A 20,376-nucleotide genomic window follows, 5' to 3' on the forward strand; every position below is an offset into this window, starting at 1 on the left:
CCCGGTAGCGTTCTGTCGCGCTATGAAGCCGGGAGAGCGCTCTTTCGCTACGGGGAGTTAAGCTGCGGCCAGCTCCCTGCGGGCCGCGCGGCGCAGTGCCGCGGCCTCCGGGTCGAGTGCGGGCACGGCCGCCAACAGCTGTTTGGTGTACGCCTGTCGGGGCGCTCCGTACACCTCGCCGACGGAGCCCTGTTCGACGATCCGGCCGTGCCGCATCACCGCGACCCGGTCGCTGACCTGGCGTACCACCGCGAGGTCGTGGGCGATGAAGACGAGGGCGAGCCCGTGTTCCCGCTGTAGTTCGGCGAGCAGCGCGGTCACCTGCGCCTGGGTCGTGACGTCAAGCGCCGAGACCGGCTCGTCGCACACGATGACCCGCGGTTCGGCGGCGAGGGCCCGCGCGATCCCGACGCGCTGACGCTGGCCGCCGCTGAACTCGTGCGGGTAGCGCCCGTAGTACGCCGGATCGAGGCCGACGCGCTCCATGAGGTCGCTCACGCGAGCGCGCACGACCGCGTCGCGCTCGCCCCGCGCACGCAGCGGATCGGCGATGGACTCACCGATGCCGCGACGTGGATTGAGTGAGGCGACGGGGTCCTGGAACACCATCTGCACACCGGCCCGGGTGCCGCCGCCCGTCGCCTTCCCGTCCGCGTGCCGGATGTTCCCCGCCGAGGGCTCGAGCAGCCCCACCAGCATCCGGCCGAGGGTCGTCTTGCCACTGCCGCTCTCCCCCACGATGCCGAGCGTCTCGCCCCGGCGGACCGTGAGCGAGACCCCGTCCACCGCAGCGGAGGCGTGCTTCCCTCGGCCGAACTCCTTGCGCAGATCCACCGCTTCGAGGACGACGTCACCCTGCGCGCGGGCCTTGGGCGCCCGCGGCGAGTCCACCCGGGGCACCGCCCCGAGCAGCTCCTTCGTGTAGGCGTCCGCGGGCGCCCCGAGGACCTCCCGCACGGGCCCCCGCTCGACGGCCCGCCCGTACCGCATGACCAGGACATCGTCGACGCTCTCCGCGGCGACGCCCACGTCGTGGGTGACCAGGAGCAGCCCCATCCCGGTCTCGGCCCGCAGCGCGTGCAGCAGGTCGAGGATCTGGGCCTGCACGGTGACGTCCAGGGCGGTCGTCGGCTCGTCGGCGATCAGGAGCTCGGGTTCACAGGCCAGGGCCATGGCGATGAGGGCGCGCTGCCGCATGCCGCCGCTGAACTCGTGCGGCCTGGAGCGCGCCCTGCGCACGGCGTCCGGGATGCCCACCCGGTCGAGTACGTCGACGGCACGCGCGCGTGCCGCCCGGCGCGAGGCTCCGGCGTGCACGCGGTACACCTCGGCGATCTGGTCGCCCACCGCGTAGTACGGGTCGAGGGACGACAGCGGGTCCTGGAAGACCATCGCCGCCTTCCCGCCCCGCAGCCGCCGCAACTCGTCGTCGGACGCCTTCCGTACGTCGACGCCGCCGACCAGCACCTCGCCGCCGACGTTCGCGCCGGTGCCCCGGTGGAGCCCGAGCAGCGCGGACGCCACCGTGCTCTTGCCGGAGCCCGACTCGCCGACGAGACCGAGCGCGGCGCCCTTCTCCAGCGTGAAGGAGAGCCGGTCGACGGCACGCGTCTCACCGAAGTCGACCACCAGATCGCTCACTTGGACGAGGCTCTGTGCCTTGCCGGGGTCCGGGCTCATGAAAGGACCACCCTTCGGTCGGCCACCGCGTAGAGCACATCCGCGACGGCGTTGGCGAGCACCACGAAGAAGCCGGTCACCAGGACCATGCCGACCACGACCGGAAGATCGACGACCTTGACGGCGTGCACGAGTTCGCGCCCCATGCCGGGAAGGCCGAAGAGCGTCTCGCTGAGCACGGCGCCGCCGAACATCGACCCGAAGTCGTTGGCGCTCAGCGCGATGACCGGCGCGACCGCGCCGCGCAGGGCGTGCCTGCCGATGATCGAGCGCTCCCCGACGCCGTACGCACGGAAGGTCCGCACATGGTCGTCGGCGAGGGTCTCCAGCATCGAGGCGCGGGTGAGGCGCGCGTACTTGGCGGCCTCGATCAGCGCGAGCGACAGCCACGGAAGGAGCAGGTTCCACGCCCACTGCTGGGGGTCGTCGGTGAACGGTACGTACTGCGGGAAGGGCAGCCAGTTCAGCTGCCCGCAGACCACGATCATCAGGAGCAGGCCGATGACGAAGACGGGCGTGGCCGTGCCCGCGAGCGTGACGGCGGTCAGGGCGCGCTCGGTGAGGCGCCCGCGCCGCCAGGCGGAGAGGACACCCGTGCCGACGCCGAGGATCAGCCACATCACCATGGCGCCGAGCGCGAGCGACCCGGTGACCGGCAGCTTCGCCAGGATCAGCTGGGTGACCTGCTGGTCGCTCTGGTAGGAGAGCCCGAGGCAGGGGGCGTCGCAGTGCTCCACGCCCGTCCCCGTCGAGTAGTCCTGCCCGGCGAAGATGCCCTGGAGGAAGTCCCAGTAGCGGACGTACACGGGATCGTCGAGCCGCAACTGCTCGGACACCTGGGCCACTTGCGCCGGTGAGCAGCGCGGCCCGCAGGTGATCTGGGCGACGTCGCCCGGAGCGACGTAGAAGACCGCGTAGATGATCACGGAGATGGCGAGCAGCGTGACGAGGGCGCCCACCGCACGCCTCAGGAGGAAGCCGGTCATACCGTGCAGAAGGCCGGTCATGCCTTGCCCTCCCCCCGGCGCCCGGTGCCGATCCGCAGCCGTGACGCGGCCCGTGGATCGAGCGCGGTCCGCACACCGTCCCCGAGGACGGTCAGCGCGAGCACCGTCACGAACAGTGCCCCCGCGGGCAGCAGTAGGTACTGCGGCGCCGCCTGGTACCAGATGTCGGCCGAGGTGAGCATCTGCCCCCAGGACGCGGTCGGCGGTTTGACGCCGACGCCGAGGAAGGAAAGCGCGGCCTCCACCGTGATGTTCATCGGGACGAGCAGGGCCGCGTAAGTGATGACGGGGGCGGCGAGTCCCGGGAGGAGTTCGCGGCGCGCGATGTGCCAGGTGCTCCAGCCGCTGAGCCGGGCGGCGGCCACGTGATCGAGCTCCTTGAGGGTGATGGTCTGCGCGCGCACGATCTTGGCCGTGCTGCCCCAGGCGACGAGCCCGATGACCAGGGCGACCAGGACGGGGCGCGGGAATCCGCTGGGCACGACGGCCATCAGGGCGAGCGCGAGGACCATGAGGGGCATCGCGACGATGACATCGGTGGCGCGGCTGAGCACCTGGTCGACCAGCCGGTTGCCGAGCCCGGCCGCGATGCCGACGGCGACGCCGAGCAGCACCTGCACGACGGTCGCGGCGAGCGCGACACCGAGGGAGACCCGCGCGCCGTACACAAGACGGGCGAACAGGTCGCGCCCGGTCTGCGGTTCGACGCCGAGCCAGTGCTCGGCGCTGATCCCGCCGAACGAGCCGATGGGCACCCCGCCGCGCCCGGAGTCGATGAGGTCGGGGTGGTACGTACTGGGGTCCTGGCCCTCGATGGCGGTGAGCAGCGGCGCGGCGAGCGCGACCAGGACGAGCAGCGCGACGACGGACGCCGCGACGAGGGCGGCACGCTGCGCACGCAGCCGCCGCCAGAACTGACGGGCACCGGAAGTCGGGGCGGGCGCCGTGGCGCCCGTCCCCGCTCCCGAGGCCAACAGGGCCTCGCTCATGGTGATGTGACCGGTAACCCTTACTTGACCGCGACCTGGGAGACGTCGAGGACGCCCGTCCAGTCACTGATCACGATGTTCTTGACGTCCTTGCCGTAGAGACGCTTGTAGACGGGGTGGAAGAGCGGCACGGTCAGGGCCTGCTCGCCGATCTTCTTGTCGAGGGCGCCCCAGCGCTTCGCGGCCGCGTCGAGGTCGGTGAGCTTGTTGATCGCGTCGATCTCGTCGTTGACGGACTTGTCGTTCAGGAAGCCGGTGTTGAAGTTGGCGCCGTCCTTCACGATCTGCCGCCCGTCGAAGATCGGGGCGAGGAAGGGACCGCCGGAGGGCCAGTCGGCACCCCAGTGGGCGAGGAAGAGACCCGGCTCGTCCTTGGCGCTGTGGATCCTGTCCGAGTAGTCGTTGTCCTCAAGGCCCTGCAGCTTGACGGTGATCCCGGCCTTCTTCAGGGCGTCCTGGATCGCGGTGGCGATCTCCGGGCTCGTCTCGAAGTCCTTGGCGTTGGAGTGGGTCAGCGTGATGGTGAGCCCGTCCTTGTGCCCGGCTTCCTTCAACAGCTCCTTGGCCTTCTTCGCGTCGCCGTTCGCACCCGCCGGGAAATGGTCGTACTTCGTGTATCCGAAGGACTTCTGGTTCGGCAGGTACGTGGTCGCGGGCTCGGCGAGCGACGAGCCGCCGGCCGCGTTGACGACCGACGAACGGTCGACGGCGTACGAGATGGCCTGGCGCACCTTCGGGTCGTCGAAGGGCTTCACCTTCGGGTTGAAGGCGAGGTAATTCGTGTATCCGAAGTGTCCGGTGCCGACGCGCGAGGCGAGTGCCTTGTCGCCGGTGACCTTGGCGAGTTCGGCGGGGCCGAGGTTCGTGTCGGTGGTCACGGCGGCGGCGTCCGCGCCCTGGCCCGCCGAGAGGCGCTGGTTGATGACGGAGGAGTTGAGGCCGGACCGCACGTCGATCTTGTCCGGGTAGGCCTTGCGCTCGGAGTCGGTCTTCGCCGACCAGTGCGGGTTGCGCTCCAGGGTCAGGCGCTCGCCGTCGTTCTCGTTCTTGACGACCTTGTACGGACCCGATGAGACCGGGTGCTCCTCGTACTTCGTGCCCTTGTCCTTGCTCTTGGGGACGGGCGTGAACTGCGTCTGCGTGGCCAGGTAGGGGAACTCGCCCTCGGGCTTGTTGAGCCGGAAGACGATCGTCCGCTCGTCCGGGGTCTCGATGGAGTCGAGCCCGCCCTTGTCCTTGTAGGGCCCGGCGTACTTGTCGCCGCCGATCAGCCAGTCCCTCAAGTAGGGCGCCCCGCCCGAGAGTTCACCGGCGAAAGAGCGCTCGATGCCGTATTTGACGTCGGCGGACGTGATCGGCGAACCGTCCTCGTACTTGAGCCCCTTCTTCAGGGTGTACGTCCACACCGTGGCGTTCTTGCTCGACTTGCCGAGGTCCGTGGCGAGGTCCGGCACGACCTCCGCACCCTTGGCGCCGTCCTCGCGGTTGCGGGTGGTCAGCGTACGGAAGACGAGCGAGGGGACGTTGCCGCCGCCGGAGGTGTAGAGCCGCGCCGGGTCGAAGTCGACCTGCGGGTCACTGTTGAGGACGGTGAGCGTGCCGCCCTTCGCGGGCTTGCCGTCGGCGCCGCCGCTCCCGGCGCCCTTGTCCTCGGGCCCGGCGCAGGCGGCGGCGCCCGCTGCCAGGACGAGGCTGACGGATGCCGCTGCCACGCGGCGGGCTATGACGGACGGTTGACGCATGGGAAAGGACCTCTCGGGAGCGCTGCACGGCACACGGGCACAGGGCAGCAATCAGCAGGGAATGAGCAGAGCTCGCCCCGGGGTCGCCGAAGAAGGTCAGGACCACAGAAGGTCATGCGAAAGCGACGCACGCGCCAGGGGCGGGCGTCAGCAACAGTGAACGTCGGACACGCAGAGCGCGGTCACGCCGAAGAGCGCCAGCTCAAGGGCTGCGCGCGAGGAGGCGTGACGAGGCGACATGCGGAGAAATATGAACGAACTTCCGACAGATGTCAAAGCTTCGGATCAGGAAAGTGACCGCATGACGGTCACTTCTGTCTCAACTCTTGGGAAAAGCCCAGGGGTTGGCCTTGCACTTGATTCCGTCGTGGTCGAGGAACTTCGTCTGCTGCTGCATGACCGGCGCGAGGTCGCCGTCCTTCGTGCAGTCGGTGTGATTGAAGCCGAGCCGGTGGCCGACCTCGTGGTTGATCAGCATCTGGCGATACGGATGGATGCGGTCGCCGTAGGTCTTGGCGCCCTGCGCCCAGCGGTAGGCGTTGATCATCACGCGCTCGGTGGCGGCGGAGTCACAGGAGACGTTCTGTTCCATCGTGTCGAGCCCGGACTTCGCGCACCATTTCGCGGTCGTCCCCGGGCTCGCGAGCGTGATGACGAAGTCGGGCTTCCCCGAGGAGATCCGCTCGAAGGTCCGGCCTCCGCCGTGCGCCCAGCTCCGTTCGTCGTTCAGGGTCTTCTGCACGGCCGACGCGAACAGCTCGCCGTCCAGGCCCATCCCCTTCTCGACGTCCACGCGGTAGCGGAACAGCTGCCCCTTGCCCGGCGCCTTGTCGAGCCCGGCCATCGCGTCGAAGTCGCCGGACGCCGTGAGCTTGGCGTCGAGCGGATACTTCTTGGCCATCTTCGTCTCGTACGTCGCCGGGGCGGACTCGGGGGGCGTGGGCCGGTCGTCGGAGCGGGACGCGTCCTCGCCCGCGGCACGGCTTTCCTGGCCCTTCGCTGCCCGTGTGGAGGCCTCGGGAGCAGAATCCTTTGCCCCGTCGGCCACTTGGCCGGCCACCACGACCGCGAGCACGGTCGTGACAGCGGCGGCGGCGATCCCGGTGAAGGTGCGGCCCTTGCCTCCCTTGCCGTCCCGGGCGTCGTCGTCCGCGAAGGCGCCGGGGCCGTCGACTCCGTCCGAGCCGCCCGCCCCGTCGGCTCCGTCGGCTCCGTCGGCTCCGTCGGTCCAGAGCTCTCCCCGTGCTTCCTCCTCCTCGTCGACCGAGCGGTCCCAGTCGGTGACGGAGGCGTACGGGTCGCGGGGCTGGGGCGCCCGCGGGGGCGGGGGCCCGGTCGGCGCGCGCGTGGCGCCGGTCGCGCCCCCGAAGAGGTCCTCGTCGGCGTACTCGTCGCCGAACGCGTCCACGTACTCGCGACGCGGCCCCGGCATGCGAGGCGGCGCGGTCCGCGCTCCCGGCGGTGTCCCGTAGCCGGCACCCATCCGCGGCCCGGCTCCCCACGCCCCACCCGGCTCACGCTGCTCGGGATGCCCGCCACGGACATGCGGCGTGCCGTGCGGAGGGGTGGCCTGCGGGAAGCCATGCGGCGGCGTGGCCTGCGGGACGCCGTGCGCGGGCGTACCGGCGTCCCCCGGGGCGCGCCTGCGGCGCCCCGTGCCGGGGCCCGGCGGGCGCGCGCCCTGCGGCGCAGGGGGTACGTCATCGCTGTTCGTCTTGCCCGTGTTGCCGGTGTTGTCTGCGAGGTCGGTTGAACCCCGGCGGCTATGACGTCCCACTCGCCGCCTCAGCTCCCCGCGCCCGATTGACCGGATGCATGCAACTCGCCCGTGTCCGCGAGGAGTTCGCGGATCGCCGTGGCCACCGTATCCGGATACTCCATCATCGCCACATGCCCTGCGTCCGGCAGGGTGAGCAGCCGTGAGTCACGGAACGCGGCGGCGGCCTTGCGGGCCATGCGGTACGAGACGAGCAGATCCTTGCCGCCGTACACCAACAGCGTAGGCGCGAGCACCCGCTCCGCCTGCCGCCACAGGCCGTGCTGCCCGCCCAGCGTGTACGCGTTCACGATGCCGCGCGCCGAGCGGGCCATCGCGTCCCACATGTACGGAAGGGCGAGCCTGCGCTCCATCTCCCGCACCGCCGCGCTGTACCCCTCCGGCGAGACCCGGCCCGGGTCGCCGTAACAGAGCCCCATCACACCGCTGACCCGCTGCTCGGCCGTCCAGTCCTTGGTGAGCCTGGTGAACAGGGCCGCGACTCCGGGCACCGCGAGGAGCCCGGTCGGCACCGCCGTGCGCTGCACCCGGAGCTCGGGGAGCGCCGGCGAGATCAGCGTGAGGGTGCGGACCAGGTCGGGGCGGACGGCGGCGACGCGGGTGGTCACCGCGCCGCCCAGCGAATTCGCGATCAGATGCACGGGCCCGTGTTCGCGCGAGTCCAGGTAGCGGATGACGGCGCGCGCGTGCCCGGTGACCGAATAGTCGCCGTCGTCCGGCGGCGGTGAATCACCGAACCCCGGGAGGTCGACGGCCGCGCAGTCGACGACGTCCTCCAGGAGCGGCATCAGGGCCGACCAGTTCTGCGAGGACCCGCCGAGCCCGTGCACGTACAGCGCGGAGGGCAGCCCCTCGCGGACCGACGGCCTGGAACGCACCGAGAGCGTGAGCCCGGGGAGGGTGACCGAGTCGAGCCGCTCGCCCGCCGCGACCGCCACGACGCCCGGCTTGGGGGCGACGGTGGCGGCGATCACGTTCGGCAGCTCGGTCGAAGACATGCGGCAATGTTACGAGACGATCACACGGTGGTTCATGTGTTCGCCGTCACAGATCAGGCCGATCTCGCCCCGAGATCGCGTAGCGCCCGGTTCGGCGGTCTCCTACGCTCATAGAAGAGGGCGCATACGCTCATAGGAGAGGACGGACAGGGCACTCGCACCACTAGTCCTCTACGGAAGAGAGCCACGATGACCGTCGACCCGACCGACCCCGAGACATTCGAGGCCGAGGTAAACACCGACACCAGCACCGAAGCGCCCGAGGCCGACGCCGCGGAGCAGCAGACCGACCTCGCACCGCGCGAGGACGACTCCTTGCAGGGTGTGGACACGGACGCGGCCAACGAGGCCGACCTGGCGGAACAGGCCCGTGTCGTCAGCATCGACGAAGACGACTACCGCTGAGCTGCCCGTGTTTGCCCTGCTACGCACGGCTTTCACGGTCGTCCGGTCCGTGAAATTCTCCGCTCGTACCGCGCACATCGCGGTTACCGAAAAGTACGATGGCCGCGCGGCGCACACCGCACATTCACGATCATGGGAGGCGGCGTGACAGCCATCGAGCAGACAGAGGCGGCGCGCCCAAGGGGCACACGTCTGCCGCGTCGTGCCCGACGCAATCAGTTGCTGGGCGCGGCACAGGAGGTCTTCGTCGCGCAGGGTTACCACGCGGCTGCGATGGACGACATCGCCGAGCGGGCCGGAGTCAGCAAGCCGGTGCTCTACCAGCACTTCCCCGGCAAGCTCGACCTGTATCTCGCCCTGCTCGACCAGCACTGCGAGTCACTGCTGCAGTCCGTGCGTACGGCGCTTGCCTCCACCTCGGACAACAAACTGCGCGTCGCGGCCACGATGGACGCGTACTTCGCGTACGTGGAGGACGAGGGCGGTGCCTTCCGTCTCGTCTTCGAGTCCGACCTGACGAACGAGGCGGCGGTCCGCGAGCGCGTGGACCGGGTCACCCTCCAGTGCGCGGAAGCGATCTGCGAGGTCATCGCGGAGGACACGGGCCTGCCCCGTGACGAGGCGATGCTGCTCGCGGTGGGCCTCGGCGGCTACTCCCAGGTGGTCGCCAGGTACTGGCTCGCCAGCGGCAGCACGGTCCCGCGCGACAAGGCGGTGGAGCTGCTCACGTCGCTGGCCTGGCGCGGTATCGCGGGCTTCCCGCTGCACGGCCTGGACGGCCACTGACGCCGAAATCTGCACTCCCGGGTTCTGTTCCCGATCTCTGTTCGCTACTGGCGTGCAGCGGCACAAGCATGCACATCGCCTCACCGGGCTAATGTGTGCTGAGTACGGCGCGGCAGGCCGCGCACATCACTGACCGTCGGAGGGACAAAGCCGTGGAGGTCAAGATCGGCGTGCAGTACGCGCCCCGCGAGATCGTGCTGGAGAGCGGCCAGAGTGCCGAGGAAGTCGAGCACGCGGTGTCCGAGGCGCTGACCGGCAAGTCGCCGCTGCTGAGCCTCGTGGACGACCACGGCCGCAAGGTCCTGGTTCCGGCCGACCGCCTCGCGTACGTCGAGCTCGGCGAGCCGACCGCACGCAAGGTGGGATTCAGCGCCCTGTAGTCAAAGGCGCTGCAAGCAGGACGAACGACGAGAACGGCCCGGTGGTCACAACCACCGGGCCGTTCTCGTGTGTTGGCACGCGTTGTCGGTACGTGCCGCTGGTACGCGTACGGGCTGCCGCGCCGGCTGCGATGCGTTGACGCTGCCCGCGGGGGAAGACTCTGGAGGATTGCATTCCGGCCGCCAGGGGTAAGACCGGCTACGACCGTTTTGCACCTGGCCGCGAGGGAGGGAACACCCTGTGATTCTGGAAGCACTCGGCTCCGCACTGCTCGGTTTCGCCCTGGCATGGGCGGCGGCCCACCGACTGGCCGCGCGGCTCCCCGCGCGCAAGCTGGTCCTGTCGACCGGCGCGGCCGGCGCCGTGATCGGCGCGTTCGTCACGCACATGGCCCTCGGCTCGGGCCACGCCCTCGGCACACTCGTGGGCGCAACAGCCGTGGCAACGGCCCTGCTCTCACTCCTGCTCCGCCCCACCCGCGGCCCCCTACGCCGTCGCTCAGCGACGGCGTAGGCCGGGACGGAGGCCCTCCGGGCCCGTCAGGGGCGCGTCAGGGGCACGTGAAACGACGCAACAAGCCCCCACGCACGCTGCAGCCGACCACGACGGGCCAGCCGATCCAGGGGCGCGGGGAACTGCGCAACAAACCACAACGCACCCCGCAGCCAACCACGACAGGCCAGCCCACCCAGGGGCGCGGGGAACTGCGCAACAAGCCCCCACGCACCCGCAGACAACCACGGCGAACCAGCCCCGTAAGGGGCGCGGGGAACTGCGCGACAAACCACAACGCACCCCGCAGCCAACCACGACAGGCCAGCCCACCCAGGGGCGCGGGGAACTGCGCGAAAGCCACGCACCCACCCGCACCCACCCGCACCCGAACCCCACCCCCGGAGCCCCAGCGACTACGCGGCCAACCCCAACGCAGCCATCCGCTTCGTATGCGCCTCAGTGATCCGCGAGAACATCCGCCCGACCTCGGCAAGGTCGAACCCATCGGCAACGCCCCCGACCAGCATGGTCGACAAGGCATCCCGATCAGCAACCACCCGCTGCGACTGCGAAAGCGCCTCACCCATGAGCCGCCGGGCCCACAGCGCGAGCCGTCCACCCACACGCGGATCCGCGTCGATCGCGGCCCGCACCTTCTCCACCGCGAAGCTCGCGTGCCCCGTGTCATCGAGCACGCCGAGGACGAGACGACGGGTGTCACCGTCGAGCCGCGCCGCCACCTCGCGGTAGAAGTCACTGGCGATCGAGTCACCCACGTACGCCTTGACCAGACCCTCGAGCCAGTCGGACGGCGCAGTCTGCCGGTGGAAGCCGTCGAGCGCGGCCACGAACGGCTCCATCGCCTCGGTCGCGTCCGCGCCGATCGCCGAGAGCCGGTCCCGCAACTGCTCGAAGTGGTGGAACTCCGCCGACGCCATCTTCGCCAGCTCCGCCTTGTCGCCGAGCGTGGGCGCCAGCTTCGCGTCTTCCGCGAGCCGCTCGAACGCCGCGAGCTCTCCGTAGGCGAGCGCTCCGAGCAGGTCCACGACCGCGGCGCGGTAGTTCGGGTCGGCGGAAGCGGTCGTCCAGTCCTGGGCAGCGATTCCCTTGGGTTCGGCAGGTGTGTCAGCGGCGGTGTCAGGCGTCTCCATAAACCGCACAATAGCCCGCGCGCAGCAACGTGTAAGGGCCTGGTCAGTGACTGTGACGACAGTGACGTGACGAATTCGCCAGACACGGCTGCGAGATTCCGGGGTACAGTGGTAATGCGCCCGCCGAATATTCGACGGGCCGTACGAATGAGGATGCCCGGTCGGAGGCCCGATCGGCTCCGACCCGACAGCCCTCCAGGCGGCCCGCGCAGTGCGGACGGCACGAGGAGGGAACCTCAGCGGTACGAGCGCTCGAGCGCAGGCAGTGGTCCCGCGCCCCCGGCCCCGCCCCCAAGCAGCCGGCGGTAGTGGCACGGTCACGACCCCCCAGCGTTCGCCTCGGGCCGCGTCTCACAGAAGAGGCAATGCCCTGACTACGACTTTCCGCGATCTCGGAATTCTCACCGAGACGGCCGAGGCCCTTGAGGCCGTCGGCATCACCAGCCCTTTCCCCATCCAAGAGATGACGCTCCCCGTCGCGCTCTCGGGCAGCGACGTCATCGGCCAGGCCAAGACCGGCACCGGCAAGACGCTCGGCTTCGGCCTCCCGCTCCTGGAGCGCGTCACCGTCCCCGCGGACGTCGAGGCCGGCCGGGCCAAGCCCGAGCAGCTGACCGACGCCCCGCAGGCGCTCATCGTCGTCCCCACGCGTGAGCTCTGCCAGCAGGTCACGAACGACCTCCTGACCGCCGGCAAGGCACGTAACGTACGCGTCCTCGCCATATACGGCGGCCGTGCCTACGAGCCGCAGGTCGAGGCCCTCAAGAAGGGCATCGACATCGTCGTCGGCACGCCGGGCCGGCTGCTCGACCTCGCGGGCCAGAAGAAGCTCAACCTCAAGCACATCAAGTGCCTGGTCCTCGACGAGGCCGACGAGATGCTCGACCTGGGCTTCCTGCCCGACGTCGAGCGGATCATCAACATGCTTCCGGCCAAGCGTCAGACGATGCTGTTCTCGGCGACCATGCCGGGCGCGGTCATCGGCCTGGCCCGCCGCTACATGTCGCAGCCCACGCACATCCGCGCCACCGCGCCGGACGACGAGGGCCAGACCGTCGCGAACACGAAGCAGCACGTGTTCCGCGCGCACAACATGGACAAGCCCGAGATGGTCTCGCGCATCCTGCAGGCCGAGGGCCGCGGACTCGCGATGATCTTCTGCCGCACGAAGCGGACCGCCGCCGACATCGCCGAGCAGCTCGAGAAGCGTGGCTTCGCCTCGGGCGCCGTGCACGGCGACCTCGGGCAGGGCGCCCGTGAGCAGGCGCTGCGCGCGTTCCGCAACGGCAAGGTGGACGTGCTCGTCTGCACGGACGTCGCCGCGCGCGGCATCGACGTCGGTGGCGTCACGCACGTCATCAACTACCAGTCCCCCGAGGACGAGAAGACGTACCTGCACCGCATCGGCCGCACCGGCCGCGCGGGTGCCAAGGGCATCGCGATCACGCTGGTCGACTGGGACGACATCCCGCGCTGGCAGCTGATCAACAAGGCGCTGGACCTCGGTTTCAACGACCCGGTCGAGACGTACTCCAGCTCTCCTCACCTGTACGAGGAGCTGAACATCCCGGCGGGCACCAAGGGTGTGCTGCCTCGCGCGGAGCGGACCCGTGCCGGGCTGCGCGCCGAGGAGATCGAAGACCTCGGCGAGACGGGCGGCAAGGGCGGCTCACGTGGTCGCGACCGCGGCCGTGACGGCGGTCGCGATGGCGGTCGTGACCGTGGCGGCCGCGCTTCCGAGCCGGAGCGCGAGCCGCGTGAGGCGCGTACGCCGCGTCGCCGCCGCCGCACCCGTTCGGGTACGCCGCTGGAGACCCCGCCGGTGGCGGTCGCCGAGGCCGCCGCGCCTACGGCGGTAGCCGCCCCCGAGGCCGAGCCGACGGAGCCGCGCACGCCGCGCCGCCGCCGCCGGACGCGGAGCGGTTCGGAGACTGCGGAGGCAGTGGTCGAGACGGTCGAGACGACGGTCGAGACCGAGGCACCCGCGACCAAGCCCCGCCGCACCCGCAAGGCCGCGGACCCGGTGGCAGAGGCAACCGAGGCCACCGAGACCCCGGCGGAGAAGCCCCGCCGCCGCACCCGCAAGGCAGCGGACCCGGTGGTGGAGGTGACCGAGGCCGAGACCCCGGCGGAGAAGCCCCGCCGCCGCACCCGCAAGGCAGCGGAGGCAGCGGTCGACACGGCCGAGACCGAGGCACCCACCACCAAGCCCCGCAGGACCCGCAAGGCCGCGGAGGCAGCGGTCGACACGGCCGAGGCACCCGCTACCAAGCCCCGCCGCACCCGCAAGGCAGCGGACCCGGTGGCAGAGGCAACCGAGACCGCCGAGGCTCCGGCGGAGAAGCCCCGCCGCAGGACCCGCAAGGCAGCGGAGGCAGCGGTCGACACGGCCGAGGCACCCGCTGCCAAGCCCCGCCGCACCCGCAAGGCCGCGGAACCGGTGGTGGAGGTGACCGAGGCCGAGATCCCCGCTCAGCCGACGGAGGAGACGAAGCCGCGCCGCCGCACCCGCAAAGTCGCGGAGGCTCCGGCTGCCGCCGAGGAGGCCACGGTCACCAAGCCGCGCCGCCGTACGCGCAAGGCGGTGGCTGCACCGGCCGAGGAGAGCTGACGCGCTCCGCTAAAGCAACACCCGAAGGCCCGGCCCCCATTGGGGGACCGGGCCTTCGCCCTATTCCCACCCACCCGATCACCCCGCATCCAAGGACAGAACGAACGGGCAACCGGGGCACGGCTACACCCAAGCCCCCTGCACACGCACACGCACACGCACACGCACACGCACAAAAAATTCCACCCGAGCCGCTCTACCACGGGGCAATCGCCCGGGTGGGTGGGAAAAATCCGCCTTCGACTGAAGGGCGACAGGGTGACGGGCGGAAAAAGCCCGCGAAGCCTGCAAAGCAGGCTCGGGGTGCTCGGGCGGGCGGGAGGAATCCGCGCAAAGCGCGGGCAACAAGGCGTCACCAGCAGAACAGCCCCGCCCCGCTACTGACTGCCAGGCAATCGGGCGAGTGAGTCGAGGAAACCACGCGAAGCGCGGGGGAGGGCGCCCGCGGCGCACCAGCAGAACAGCCCCACCCACCCTGCCACTGCGGGGCAACCGGGTGGGCGGGGGCGCGTGGGAAAGATCCGCGCGAAGCGCAGGCAAGACACCCACGGCACACCAACAAGACGGGGGCTCACCCTGCAACTGCGGGGCGCTCGGGCGGGTGGGCGGGAAAGATCCGCGCGAAGCGCGGGGAAGGCGCCCGCAGCGCACCAGCAGAACAGCCCCACCCACCCTGCCACTGCGAGGCAATCGGGCGGGTGGGCGGGAAAAAACCGCGCGAAACGCGGCAGGGCGCCTACGGTGCCCCGCCAAAACAGCTCCTGCGACCGCGGGGCAATCGGGGGCGTGCGGGGACCCGCACGGTGCGCCGCAGGCAAGGCGCCCGCAGCGCACCAGCAGAACAGCCCCACCCACCCTGCCACTGCGGGGTGCTCGGGCGGGTGGGCGGGAAAAAACCGCGCGAAGCGCGGGGAAGGTGCCCGCGGCGCACCAGCGGAACAGGCCCCCTGCGCGACTGCGGGGTGCTCGGGTGGGTGGGGAGAATCCGCGCGAAGCGCGGGGAAGCAAGCCGCCCGGCCCCGCAACCGCAGCAAAACGCCCCGCACCAACACCGACCCCCAGAACACCCCACCCACCCGCCAGCTAGCCTCAAGGCATGAGCAGGCCCCCGACCTTCACCCCGCCCCCCGGCGTCGACGCCCGCCGCCTCCGGACCGCGCGCGGCGACTTCGCCGCCCTGGACGCCCGCCCGGCCGGCAAGGCCAAGGGCACCGTCCTGCTGCTCCCCGGCTTCACCGGGAGCAAGGAGGACTTCATCGCGCTGCTCAAGCCCATCGCAGATGCCGGGTACCGAGCCGTCTCCGTCGACGGACGCGGACAGTACGAGACCCCAGGGCCGGCCGACGACGAACTCCCGTACGCCCAGGACGAGTTGGCGAAGGACGTCCTCGCTCAGGTCAACGCCCTCACCCAACCGGACGGCGCCCTCACCCAGCCCGACAGCACCCTCAGCCAGCCCGAAAGCACCCTCACCCAGCCCGCCGCACTCGCCGCCGCCCCGCACCTCCTGGGCCACTCCCTCGGAGGCCTGATCGCCCGCGCCGCCGCCCTCCAGGCCCCCACCCCCACCTTCGCCTCGCTCACCCTGATGGCCTCGGGCCCGGCCCAGATCGCCCCCTCGCAACAGGCCCGCGCCAAGATGCTGACGGACGCGCTCAGAGTTCTGTCGATGGACGAGGCATGGGCGGCCATCCAGGCGATGGATCCGCCGGAGGAGACCGACCTCGACGGTGACGCCCTGCGCGCCCGCTGGCTGCGGCACAGTCCCGCCCAGCTCATCGCCACCGGCAAGCAACTCTGCGTCGAGCCCGACCGCGTCACCGAGCTCGCCGCTCTCCCCCTGCGCAAGCACGTCATCTCCGGCGAGCGCGACGACACCTGGCCCATCCCCTGGCTGGACGACATGGCGGCCCGGCTGCACGCCCACCGCACGGTCATCGCCGGCGCCGAGCACTCCCCCAACACCGACCGCCCCGCGGAGACCGCCGCCGCCCTCATCGCCTTCTGGGACCGGATCAGCGAGACCAAAAGCTGACCTGCCCAGTCAGCGACAACGCAGTCGGCGGCAACGCAGCCAACGGCAACGCAGCCAACAGCAACGCAATCAGCATCGGCAAGCAGCCGCCGAGCGACCAGCGCCGAGCAGCCAGCGCCGAGCGCCCAGCACCGAGCGACCAGCGCCGATCGACCACCTAGTACTGCGTCTGCAGATGCTCCCAGAACCCGTCCCGCAGCGCCCGCCGCAGATCCGACTGCCCCCGCAGCGAGTACGCGAGCAGCTTCTCGGCCTCCACCAAGAGCTCCTGATCCACGGACCCGGGCAGGTACGGATGCCCCGGCAGCAGGTCCACCAGCGCCGCACGCCCCCGCGCGGCCAGCCATTTGGCGGCGATCTGCGCGCCCACGAAACGCACGTCCTCGCGCGCGGGCCGCGGCGTGCCCGCGCCCTCGTACGTCGCGTACGTCGTGACCGAGCGCCGGGACACGTACGGCTTGAAGAAGTCGAGGTCGAACGTGCGCTGGCTGTCGACCTCCCACAGCAGCGGCTCCGCCTGGTTGCGGCCCTCGGCGGCCTCGATGCCCCACAGATGCACCCGCGCGCCGTACCCCTGCGCCGCCTCCACCGCCGAGACCAGGTCCTCGTCGCCGCCGATGAGTGCCGCGTCGCTGATGGCGCGATGCCGGGCGAGTGACTCCAGATCCGACCGGATGAGGGAATCCACGCCCTTCTGCTGGTTGTTCGCGTTCAGGTTTCCCAGGCGGACCTTGACGTCGGGGAGCTCCGCGATCGACTGCTGCTCCACCGTGTGGATGCGGCGCCGCGCACCGTCGTACCAGTAGACGCGCAGCAGACGGCTGTCCGCGAAGATCGTGCGGGCCTTGTCGATGAACGCCTCGATCAGCCCCTCCGCGTCCAGGTCGAAGGCGCGCCGGTCCTCGGTGCCGACCGCGAGCCGCCCCGCCGCGGCGTACACGTATCCGGCGTCGACGAAGATCGCGTGCGTGGACGGCGTCTTCGCCACCTCGGCGAGCATGCGCTCGAGGAGGTTGTTGGCGCGCTCCATCTGAGCACTGATCTGAGTGCTGATCTCGATCTCGTCGTTCATCGGTGCCATTGTCCCGTTGGTCACGCAGCGAACACAACCGGTTCCGCTACTCGTGAGTAATTAGTCTGTCGAAAAATTTCCTTAGCGTAGGGAATGTTTGCTGGGGGCAACTCGTTGTACCCGTATGGCACGCCGGACACAGCTGTCCCGGTGGCCACCACACCAGTAGTTCTCCTTCAGGAGGATGACCAGACGAAGGGAGAAGCCTTATGCGCTTCGAAATCATGCGACTCGACGACGTCGACGGCGCCGCCGTGGACCGGACCGTCGTAGACGCCGCCTCCGTCAATCGGATCGTGCAGCAGGCCGCAGCGATCGGCCAGCGCATCTATATCCGACCGGCCGAATCCCCGGCCTCGTAACGCCAGGTTGCACGCATAAGTTGGCGCGCACCGAGTGCGCGCACACAGGTTGAAGGGCCCCCGTACACCTTTGGTACGGGGGCCCTTGGCATGCCCGCACACCCATATGTTCGCGCATCCGCATGCCCCCGTGCCCGGGCACGGGCACGGTTAGACGGGTCCGAACACTCCCGCCCCGGGGCGGGAGCAGGGAGCCCGGCACCCTAGGCGCCGTTGATCACCTGGGTCACGCCGTTGATGATCTGCTGCACCGCAATCGCGGACAGCATCATGCCCGCGAGCCGTGTCACCAGGACCACGCCGCCGTCCTTGATGACCCGGATGATCAGCAGCGAGTAACGCATCACCAGCCACAGCACGACGTGCATCGCCACGATCGCCGCCCACACGGAGATCTGCGTGCCGACGCTGTCGGCGTCCTGGACGGCCAGGATGACGGAGACGATCGCGCCGGGCCCCGCGAGCAGCGGCATGCCGAGCGGTACGAGGGCGACGTTCACGTCCTTGGTCTGCTTCGGCTCGTCCGTCTTGCCGGTGAGCAGGTCGAGCGCGATCAGCAGGAGCAGCAGACCGCCCGCGATCATCAACGCGGGGACGGAGACATGCAGATAGTCGAGGATCTGGTGCCCCAGGACACCGAAGACCGCGATGACGCCGAAGGCGACACAGACGGCCTGGAAGGCCATCTTCTTCTGCACCTTGGCGGGGCGACCCGAGGTGAGTCCGAGGAAGATCGGCGTGATCCCAGGGGGATCCATGATCACAAAAAGGGTGAGGAAGAGGGAGCCGAAGACGGCGACGTCGAACACAGTGATGGCCTTGCAGTGAAGTGAGCGTACGAAAATGCCGCACGGGCGCGGCGGACAAGTGGGACGAAGTGAGGAGAGAGCGGGGAGGGAGGAGAGGGAGGGAGGAGGGGCGGGGTAGTGAGCGCTAGGCGCCGGCGCGTCCGCCCGCGCCCGGTACCGGGAACGCCCCGGTCGCGCGCCGCGTGATCTCCCCGTAGATCTCGGGGTCGGTGGTGAACTCCCCGAGCACGCAGGTCTTGCGGCTGCCGTGGTAGTCGCTCGACCCGGTGGCGAGCAGGCCGAGGTCCGCGGCGAGGCCGTGCAGCCGGGTGCGGGTGGCCGGGTCGTGGTCCATGTGGTCGGCCTCGACACCGTCGAGGCCGGCGGCGGCCAGCGCCGCGATCGCGGTCTCCGGCACCACCTGGCCGCGCTTGACGGCTGCCGGGTGGGCGAAGACGGTGACGCCGCCCGCGGCCTTGACCAGGCGGATCGCGTCGAAGGGGTCCAGCTCGTGCTTCTCGGCGTACGCACGGCCGCCGTCGGCGAGCCAGTCCTCCGTGAAGGCGTCCGAGACGGTGGGCACGACGCCCAGCTCCACCAGTGCCTCGGCGATGTGCGGGCGGCCGACCGAGCCGTCGCCCGCGATGCGCGCGACCTGCTCCCAGGTGACCGGGACGCCGAGCTCACGGAGTTTGCCGATCATCGCCTTCGCGCGGGGCACCCGGTCGTCGCGCACGAGCTCGCGCTCACGGGCGAGCTCCGGCTCGTCGGGGTCGAAGAGGTAGGCCAGCATGTGCAGGCCCACGCCGTCGAGGCGGCAGGAGAGTTCGGCGCCCGTGACGAGGGTGAGACCCCGGTCGAGCCCTTCCATGGCCGCGAGGGCCTCCGCGTACCCGCGGGTGGTGTCGTGGTCCGTGAGCGCGACGACGTCGAGTCCGGCGGCGGCTGCGTTGCGCACCAACTGCGCCGGGGTGTCCGTGCCGTCGGAGGCGGTGGAGTGGGTGTGCAGGTCGATGCGCACGACGCGGACTCCAGGCTCTGTCGGGACGGGACGGGGCGGGGCGGGACGGGGCGGGGCGAGGCGGACCGGTCCACGAGGGATGGTCGCAAGGGGGACGCTCAAGGATAACGGGACTCAACCGCTCCACCGCCCGCCCCTGAGGGAGACCCCCCTCACTGGACGCCCCAGGGAAGCCCGTCGCACCCACCCAGAACTCAGAACTCAGAACCCAGAGCTCAGAACCCAGAGCTCAGAACCCAGAGCTCAGAACCCAGCGCTCAGAACAGCACTCAGCACTGAGCCCCCGAACTCAAGGCCCCAAAATCCGCGGCGAAAGCGCCCCACAAGGCAGCAGGTCCACCTCCGCGCCCGCGTCCCGCAGATCGGTGAGGACCAGCTCGTCGTACATCAACAGTCCCGACTGCTCCGGCCACGCGATCGCCCACAGCCACAGGCCGCGCGCCTCGCCCGCGAAGACCGCGCGGTCGTCCGGCGTGCCCGCCACATGCCACATCGGGGTCGGCCTGCCTGCCGCGAGCAGCTTGGCCTGCGGCGGCTTCTCCACGTTCAGGTAGGGGCCGGGGTCCGGGCCGTCGACTCCGGCATACCGCGCGCCGAGACCGACGCCGAGCTCCTCGGCGACCAGGACCAGCTCGCCCATGCCGCCGAGCGGCGCGGGCCCCGAACAGGCCACCGCGGTGGCACGGCCGCCGCTGCGGTCGTCGCCCGCGCAGACCACACCCGTGAACAGCCAGCCGACCGGCAGCGGCCACGGCATCCAGACCGGCACCTGCGCGCGATGCACCACGACCTGGAGCGCCTCGACGCTCGGCGGGATCACAGGTTGCAGCGGATGCACCGTCCCGTGCACATCGCACTGCCAGGAGTCGGCAAAGAGGCCGGGAGCCCTGACCCGGCCACCACACTTCGGGCAACTGGGTTCGCCCCTCATAACGACCAACGGTCCTCCCCGGTCGTCGCCCCGTCAAGGACGATCACCCGTCCGGTGGCCCTGTCATCAGGGGAAACTAGATGTAGCTTGCATCTTTTAGCTTGGCTAACTAATATGTGTATAGGTCAACGATCTCGAAGGAAGC

General features: G+C 70.4%; 19 protein-coding genes. 7 read left to right on the plus strand and 12 right to left on the minus strand.

Annotated elements, in window-relative coordinates; all coding sequences use genetic code 11:
- Positions 1-57: 57 nt before the first annotated feature.
- From ACWD02_RS09205 to ACWD02_RS09235, 7 genes are all read right to left on the minus strand, one after another.
- Positions 58-1,680 carry a dipeptide ABC transporter ATP-binding protein gene (locus ACWD02_RS09205; RefSeq protein WP_451206505.1) on the minus strand — a complete coding sequence of 541 codons (1,623 nt, stop codon included), beginning with the start codon at positions 1,678-1,680 and terminating at the stop codon, positions 58-60.
- On the minus strand, positions 1,677-2,666 hold the full coding sequence (locus tag ACWD02_RS09210; protein WP_451207441.1) for an ABC transporter permease: 990 nt from the start codon (positions 2,664-2,666) through the stop codon (positions 1,677-1,679). The genes ACWD02_RS09205 and ACWD02_RS09210 overlap by 4 nt, the downstream gene beginning before the upstream one ends.
- A 17-nt stretch (positions 2,667-2,683) precedes the next feature.
- Positions 2,684-3,676, minus strand: a complete 993-nt coding sequence (locus ACWD02_RS09215; protein ID WP_451206508.1) for an ABC transporter permease — start codon at positions 3,674-3,676, stop codon at positions 2,684-2,686.
- A gap of 20 nt (positions 3,677-3,696) precedes the next feature.
- Positions 3,697-5,418 (minus strand): ABC transporter substrate-binding protein, encoded by a 1,722-nt coding sequence (locus ACWD02_RS09220; RefSeq protein ID WP_451206511.1) that lies wholly within the window; start codon positions 5,416-5,418, stop codon positions 3,697-3,699.
- 147 nt (positions 5,419-5,565) lie between these two features.
- Positions 5,566-5,658: an Ms4533A family Cys-rich leader peptide gene (locus ACWD02_RS09225; RefSeq protein WP_363209130.1), complete on the minus strand. Its 93-nt coding sequence runs from the start codon at positions 5,656-5,658 to the stop codon at positions 5,566-5,568.
- A 79-nt stretch (positions 5,659-5,737) separates the two neighbouring features.
- A complete protein-coding gene (locus ACWD02_RS09230) occupies positions 5,738-7,195 on the minus strand; it encodes a DUF3152 domain-containing protein (RefSeq protein ID WP_451206514.1) in 1,458 nt (485 codons plus the stop codon).
- 8 nt (positions 7,196-7,203) lie between these two features.
- Complete coding sequence (locus ACWD02_RS09235; RefSeq protein ID WP_451206517.1) at positions 7,204-8,193, minus strand: alpha/beta fold hydrolase; 990 nt, start codon at positions 8,191-8,193, stop codon at positions 7,204-7,206.
- 189 nt (positions 8,194-8,382) lie between these two features.
- On the opposite strand from ACWD02_RS09235, the gene ACWD02_RS09240 reads away from it, so the two are divergent.
- The 4 genes from ACWD02_RS09240 to ACWD02_RS09255 all read left to right on the plus strand — a co-directional run bounded on the left by ACWD02_RS09240 (position 8,383) and on the right by ACWD02_RS09255 (position 10,278).
- A complete protein-coding gene (locus ACWD02_RS09240) occupies positions 8,383-8,598 on the plus strand; it encodes a hypothetical protein (protein ID WP_451206520.1) in 216 nt (71 codons plus the stop codon).
- Between the two features lie 144 nt (positions 8,599-8,742).
- Positions 8,743-9,384 (plus strand): TetR/AcrR family transcriptional regulator, encoded by a 642-nt coding sequence (locus ACWD02_RS09245; RefSeq protein ID WP_383272660.1) that lies wholly within the window; start codon positions 8,743-8,745, stop codon positions 9,382-9,384.
- Between the two features lie 152 nt (positions 9,385-9,536).
- Positions 9,537-9,764 carry a DUF3107 domain-containing protein gene (locus ACWD02_RS09250; protein WP_055565193.1) on the plus strand — a complete coding sequence of 76 codons (228 nt, stop codon included), beginning with the start codon at positions 9,537-9,539 and terminating at the stop codon, positions 9,762-9,764.
- 241 nt (positions 9,765-10,005) lie between these two features.
- Entirely contained in the window at positions 10,006-10,278 is a 273-nt protein-coding gene (locus ACWD02_RS09255; RefSeq protein WP_451206524.1) for a hypothetical protein, read from the plus strand.
- A gap of 395 nt (positions 10,279-10,673) precedes the next feature.
- On the opposite strand, the gene ACWD02_RS09260 is transcribed toward ACWD02_RS09255, so the two are convergent.
- A complete protein-coding gene (locus ACWD02_RS09260) occupies positions 10,674-11,411 on the minus strand; it encodes a ferritin-like fold-containing protein (protein ID WP_451206527.1) in 738 nt (245 codons plus the stop codon).
- Between the two features lie 463 nt (positions 11,412-11,874).
- Between ACWD02_RS09260 and ACWD02_RS09265 the strand changes: the two genes are divergently transcribed.
- Positions 11,875-14,022, plus strand: coding sequence for a DEAD/DEAH box helicase (locus ACWD02_RS09265; RefSeq protein ID WP_451206530.1), 2,148 nt, complete (start codon positions 11,875-11,877; stop codon positions 14,020-14,022).
- Between the two features lie 1,096 nt (positions 14,023-15,118).
- Positions 15,119-16,057 (plus strand): alpha/beta fold hydrolase, encoded by a 939-nt coding sequence (locus tag ACWD02_RS09270; protein WP_451206532.1) that lies wholly within the window; start codon positions 15,119-15,121, stop codon positions 16,055-16,057.
- Between the two features lie 157 nt (positions 16,058-16,214).
- Here ACWD02_RS09270 and ACWD02_RS09275 read toward each other — a convergent pair whose 3' ends face one another.
- Entirely contained in the window at positions 16,215-17,138 is a 924-nt protein-coding gene (locus ACWD02_RS09275) for an NYN domain-containing protein (protein WP_451207444.1), read from the minus strand.
- 200 nt (positions 17,139-17,338) lie between these two features.
- Between ACWD02_RS09275 and ACWD02_RS09280 the strand changes: the two genes are divergently transcribed.
- The gene (locus ACWD02_RS09280; RefSeq protein WP_167829028.1) at positions 17,339-17,491 is read left to right on the plus strand and encodes a hypothetical protein; all 153 of its coding nucleotides are present in this window, start codon (positions 17,339-17,341) and stop codon (positions 17,489-17,491) included.
- A 203-nt stretch (positions 17,492-17,694) separates the two neighbouring features.
- On the opposite strand, the gene ACWD02_RS09285 is transcribed toward ACWD02_RS09280, so the two are convergent.
- The 3 genes from ACWD02_RS09285 to ACWD02_RS09295 form a co-directional block, all read right to left on the minus strand.
- Positions 17,695-18,300: a MarC family protein gene (locus tag ACWD02_RS09285; RefSeq protein WP_451206536.1), complete on the minus strand. Its 606-nt coding sequence runs from the start codon at positions 18,298-18,300 to the stop codon at positions 17,695-17,697.
- 124 nt (positions 18,301-18,424) lie between these two features.
- Complete coding sequence (locus ACWD02_RS09290; RefSeq protein ID WP_451206539.1) at positions 18,425-19,300, minus strand: PHP domain-containing protein; 876 nt, start codon at positions 19,298-19,300, stop codon at positions 18,425-18,427.
- 289 nt (positions 19,301-19,589) lie between these two features.
- A complete protein-coding gene (locus ACWD02_RS09295; protein WP_451206542.1) occupies positions 19,590-20,231 on the minus strand; it encodes a DUF6758 family protein in 642 nt (213 codons plus the stop codon).
- Positions 20,232-20,376 lie beyond the last annotated feature (145 nt).

It is taken from the genome of Streptomyces sp. NPDC002853, from assembly GCF_053591915.1.

Excerpts from the sequence above, each read along its gene's own strand:
- ACWD02_RS09240 (WP_451206520.1), top strand. The coding sequence starts at position 8,383 with ATGACCGTCGACCCGACCGACCCCGAGACATTCGAGGCCGAGGTAAAC.
- ACWD02_RS09215 (WP_451206508.1), bottom strand. The coding sequence starts at position 3,676 with ATGAGCGAGGCCCTGTTGGCCTCGGGAGCGGGGACGGGCGCCACGGCG.
- ACWD02_RS09210 (WP_451207441.1), bottom strand. The coding sequence starts at position 2,666 with ATGACCGGCTTCCTCCTGAGGCGTGCGGTGGGCGCCCTCGTCACGCTG.
- ACWD02_RS09220 (WP_451206511.1), bottom strand. The coding sequence starts at position 5,418 with ATGCGTCAACCGTCCGTCATAGCCCGCCGCGTGGCAGCGGCATCCGTC.
- ACWD02_RS09205 (WP_451206505.1), bottom strand. The coding sequence starts at position 1,680 with ATGAGCCCGGACCCCGGCAAGGCACAGAGCCTCGTCCAAGTGAGCGAT.
- ACWD02_RS09265 (WP_451206530.1), top strand. The coding sequence starts at position 11,875 with ATGACGCTCCCCGTCGCGCTCTCGGGCAGCGACGTCATCGGCCAGGCC.
- ACWD02_RS09235 (WP_451206517.1), bottom strand. The coding sequence starts at position 8,193 with ATGTCTTCGACCGAGCTGCCGAACGTGATCGCCGCCACCGTCGCCCCC.
- ACWD02_RS09295 (WP_451206542.1), bottom strand. The coding sequence starts at position 20,231 with ATGAGGGGCGAACCCAGTTGCCCGAAGTGTGGTGGCCGGGTCAGGGCT.
- ACWD02_RS09225 (WP_363209130.1), bottom strand. The coding sequence starts at position 5,658 with ATGTCGCCTCGTCACGCCTCCTCGCGCGCAGCCCTTGAGCTGGCGCTC.
- ACWD02_RS09270 (WP_451206532.1), top strand. The coding sequence starts at position 15,119 with ATGAGCAGGCCCCCGACCTTCACCCCGCCCCCCGGCGTCGACGCCCGC.
- ACWD02_RS09280 (WP_167829028.1), top strand. The coding sequence starts at position 17,339 with ATGCGCTTCGAAATCATGCGACTCGACGACGTCGACGGCGCCGCCGTG.
- ACWD02_RS09260 (WP_451206527.1), bottom strand. The coding sequence starts at position 11,411 with ATGGAGACGCCTGACACCGCCGCTGACACACCTGCCGAACCCAAGGGA.
- ACWD02_RS09275 (WP_451207444.1), bottom strand. The coding sequence starts at position 17,138 with ATGGCACCGATGAACGACGAGATCGAGATCAGCACTCAGATCAGTGCT.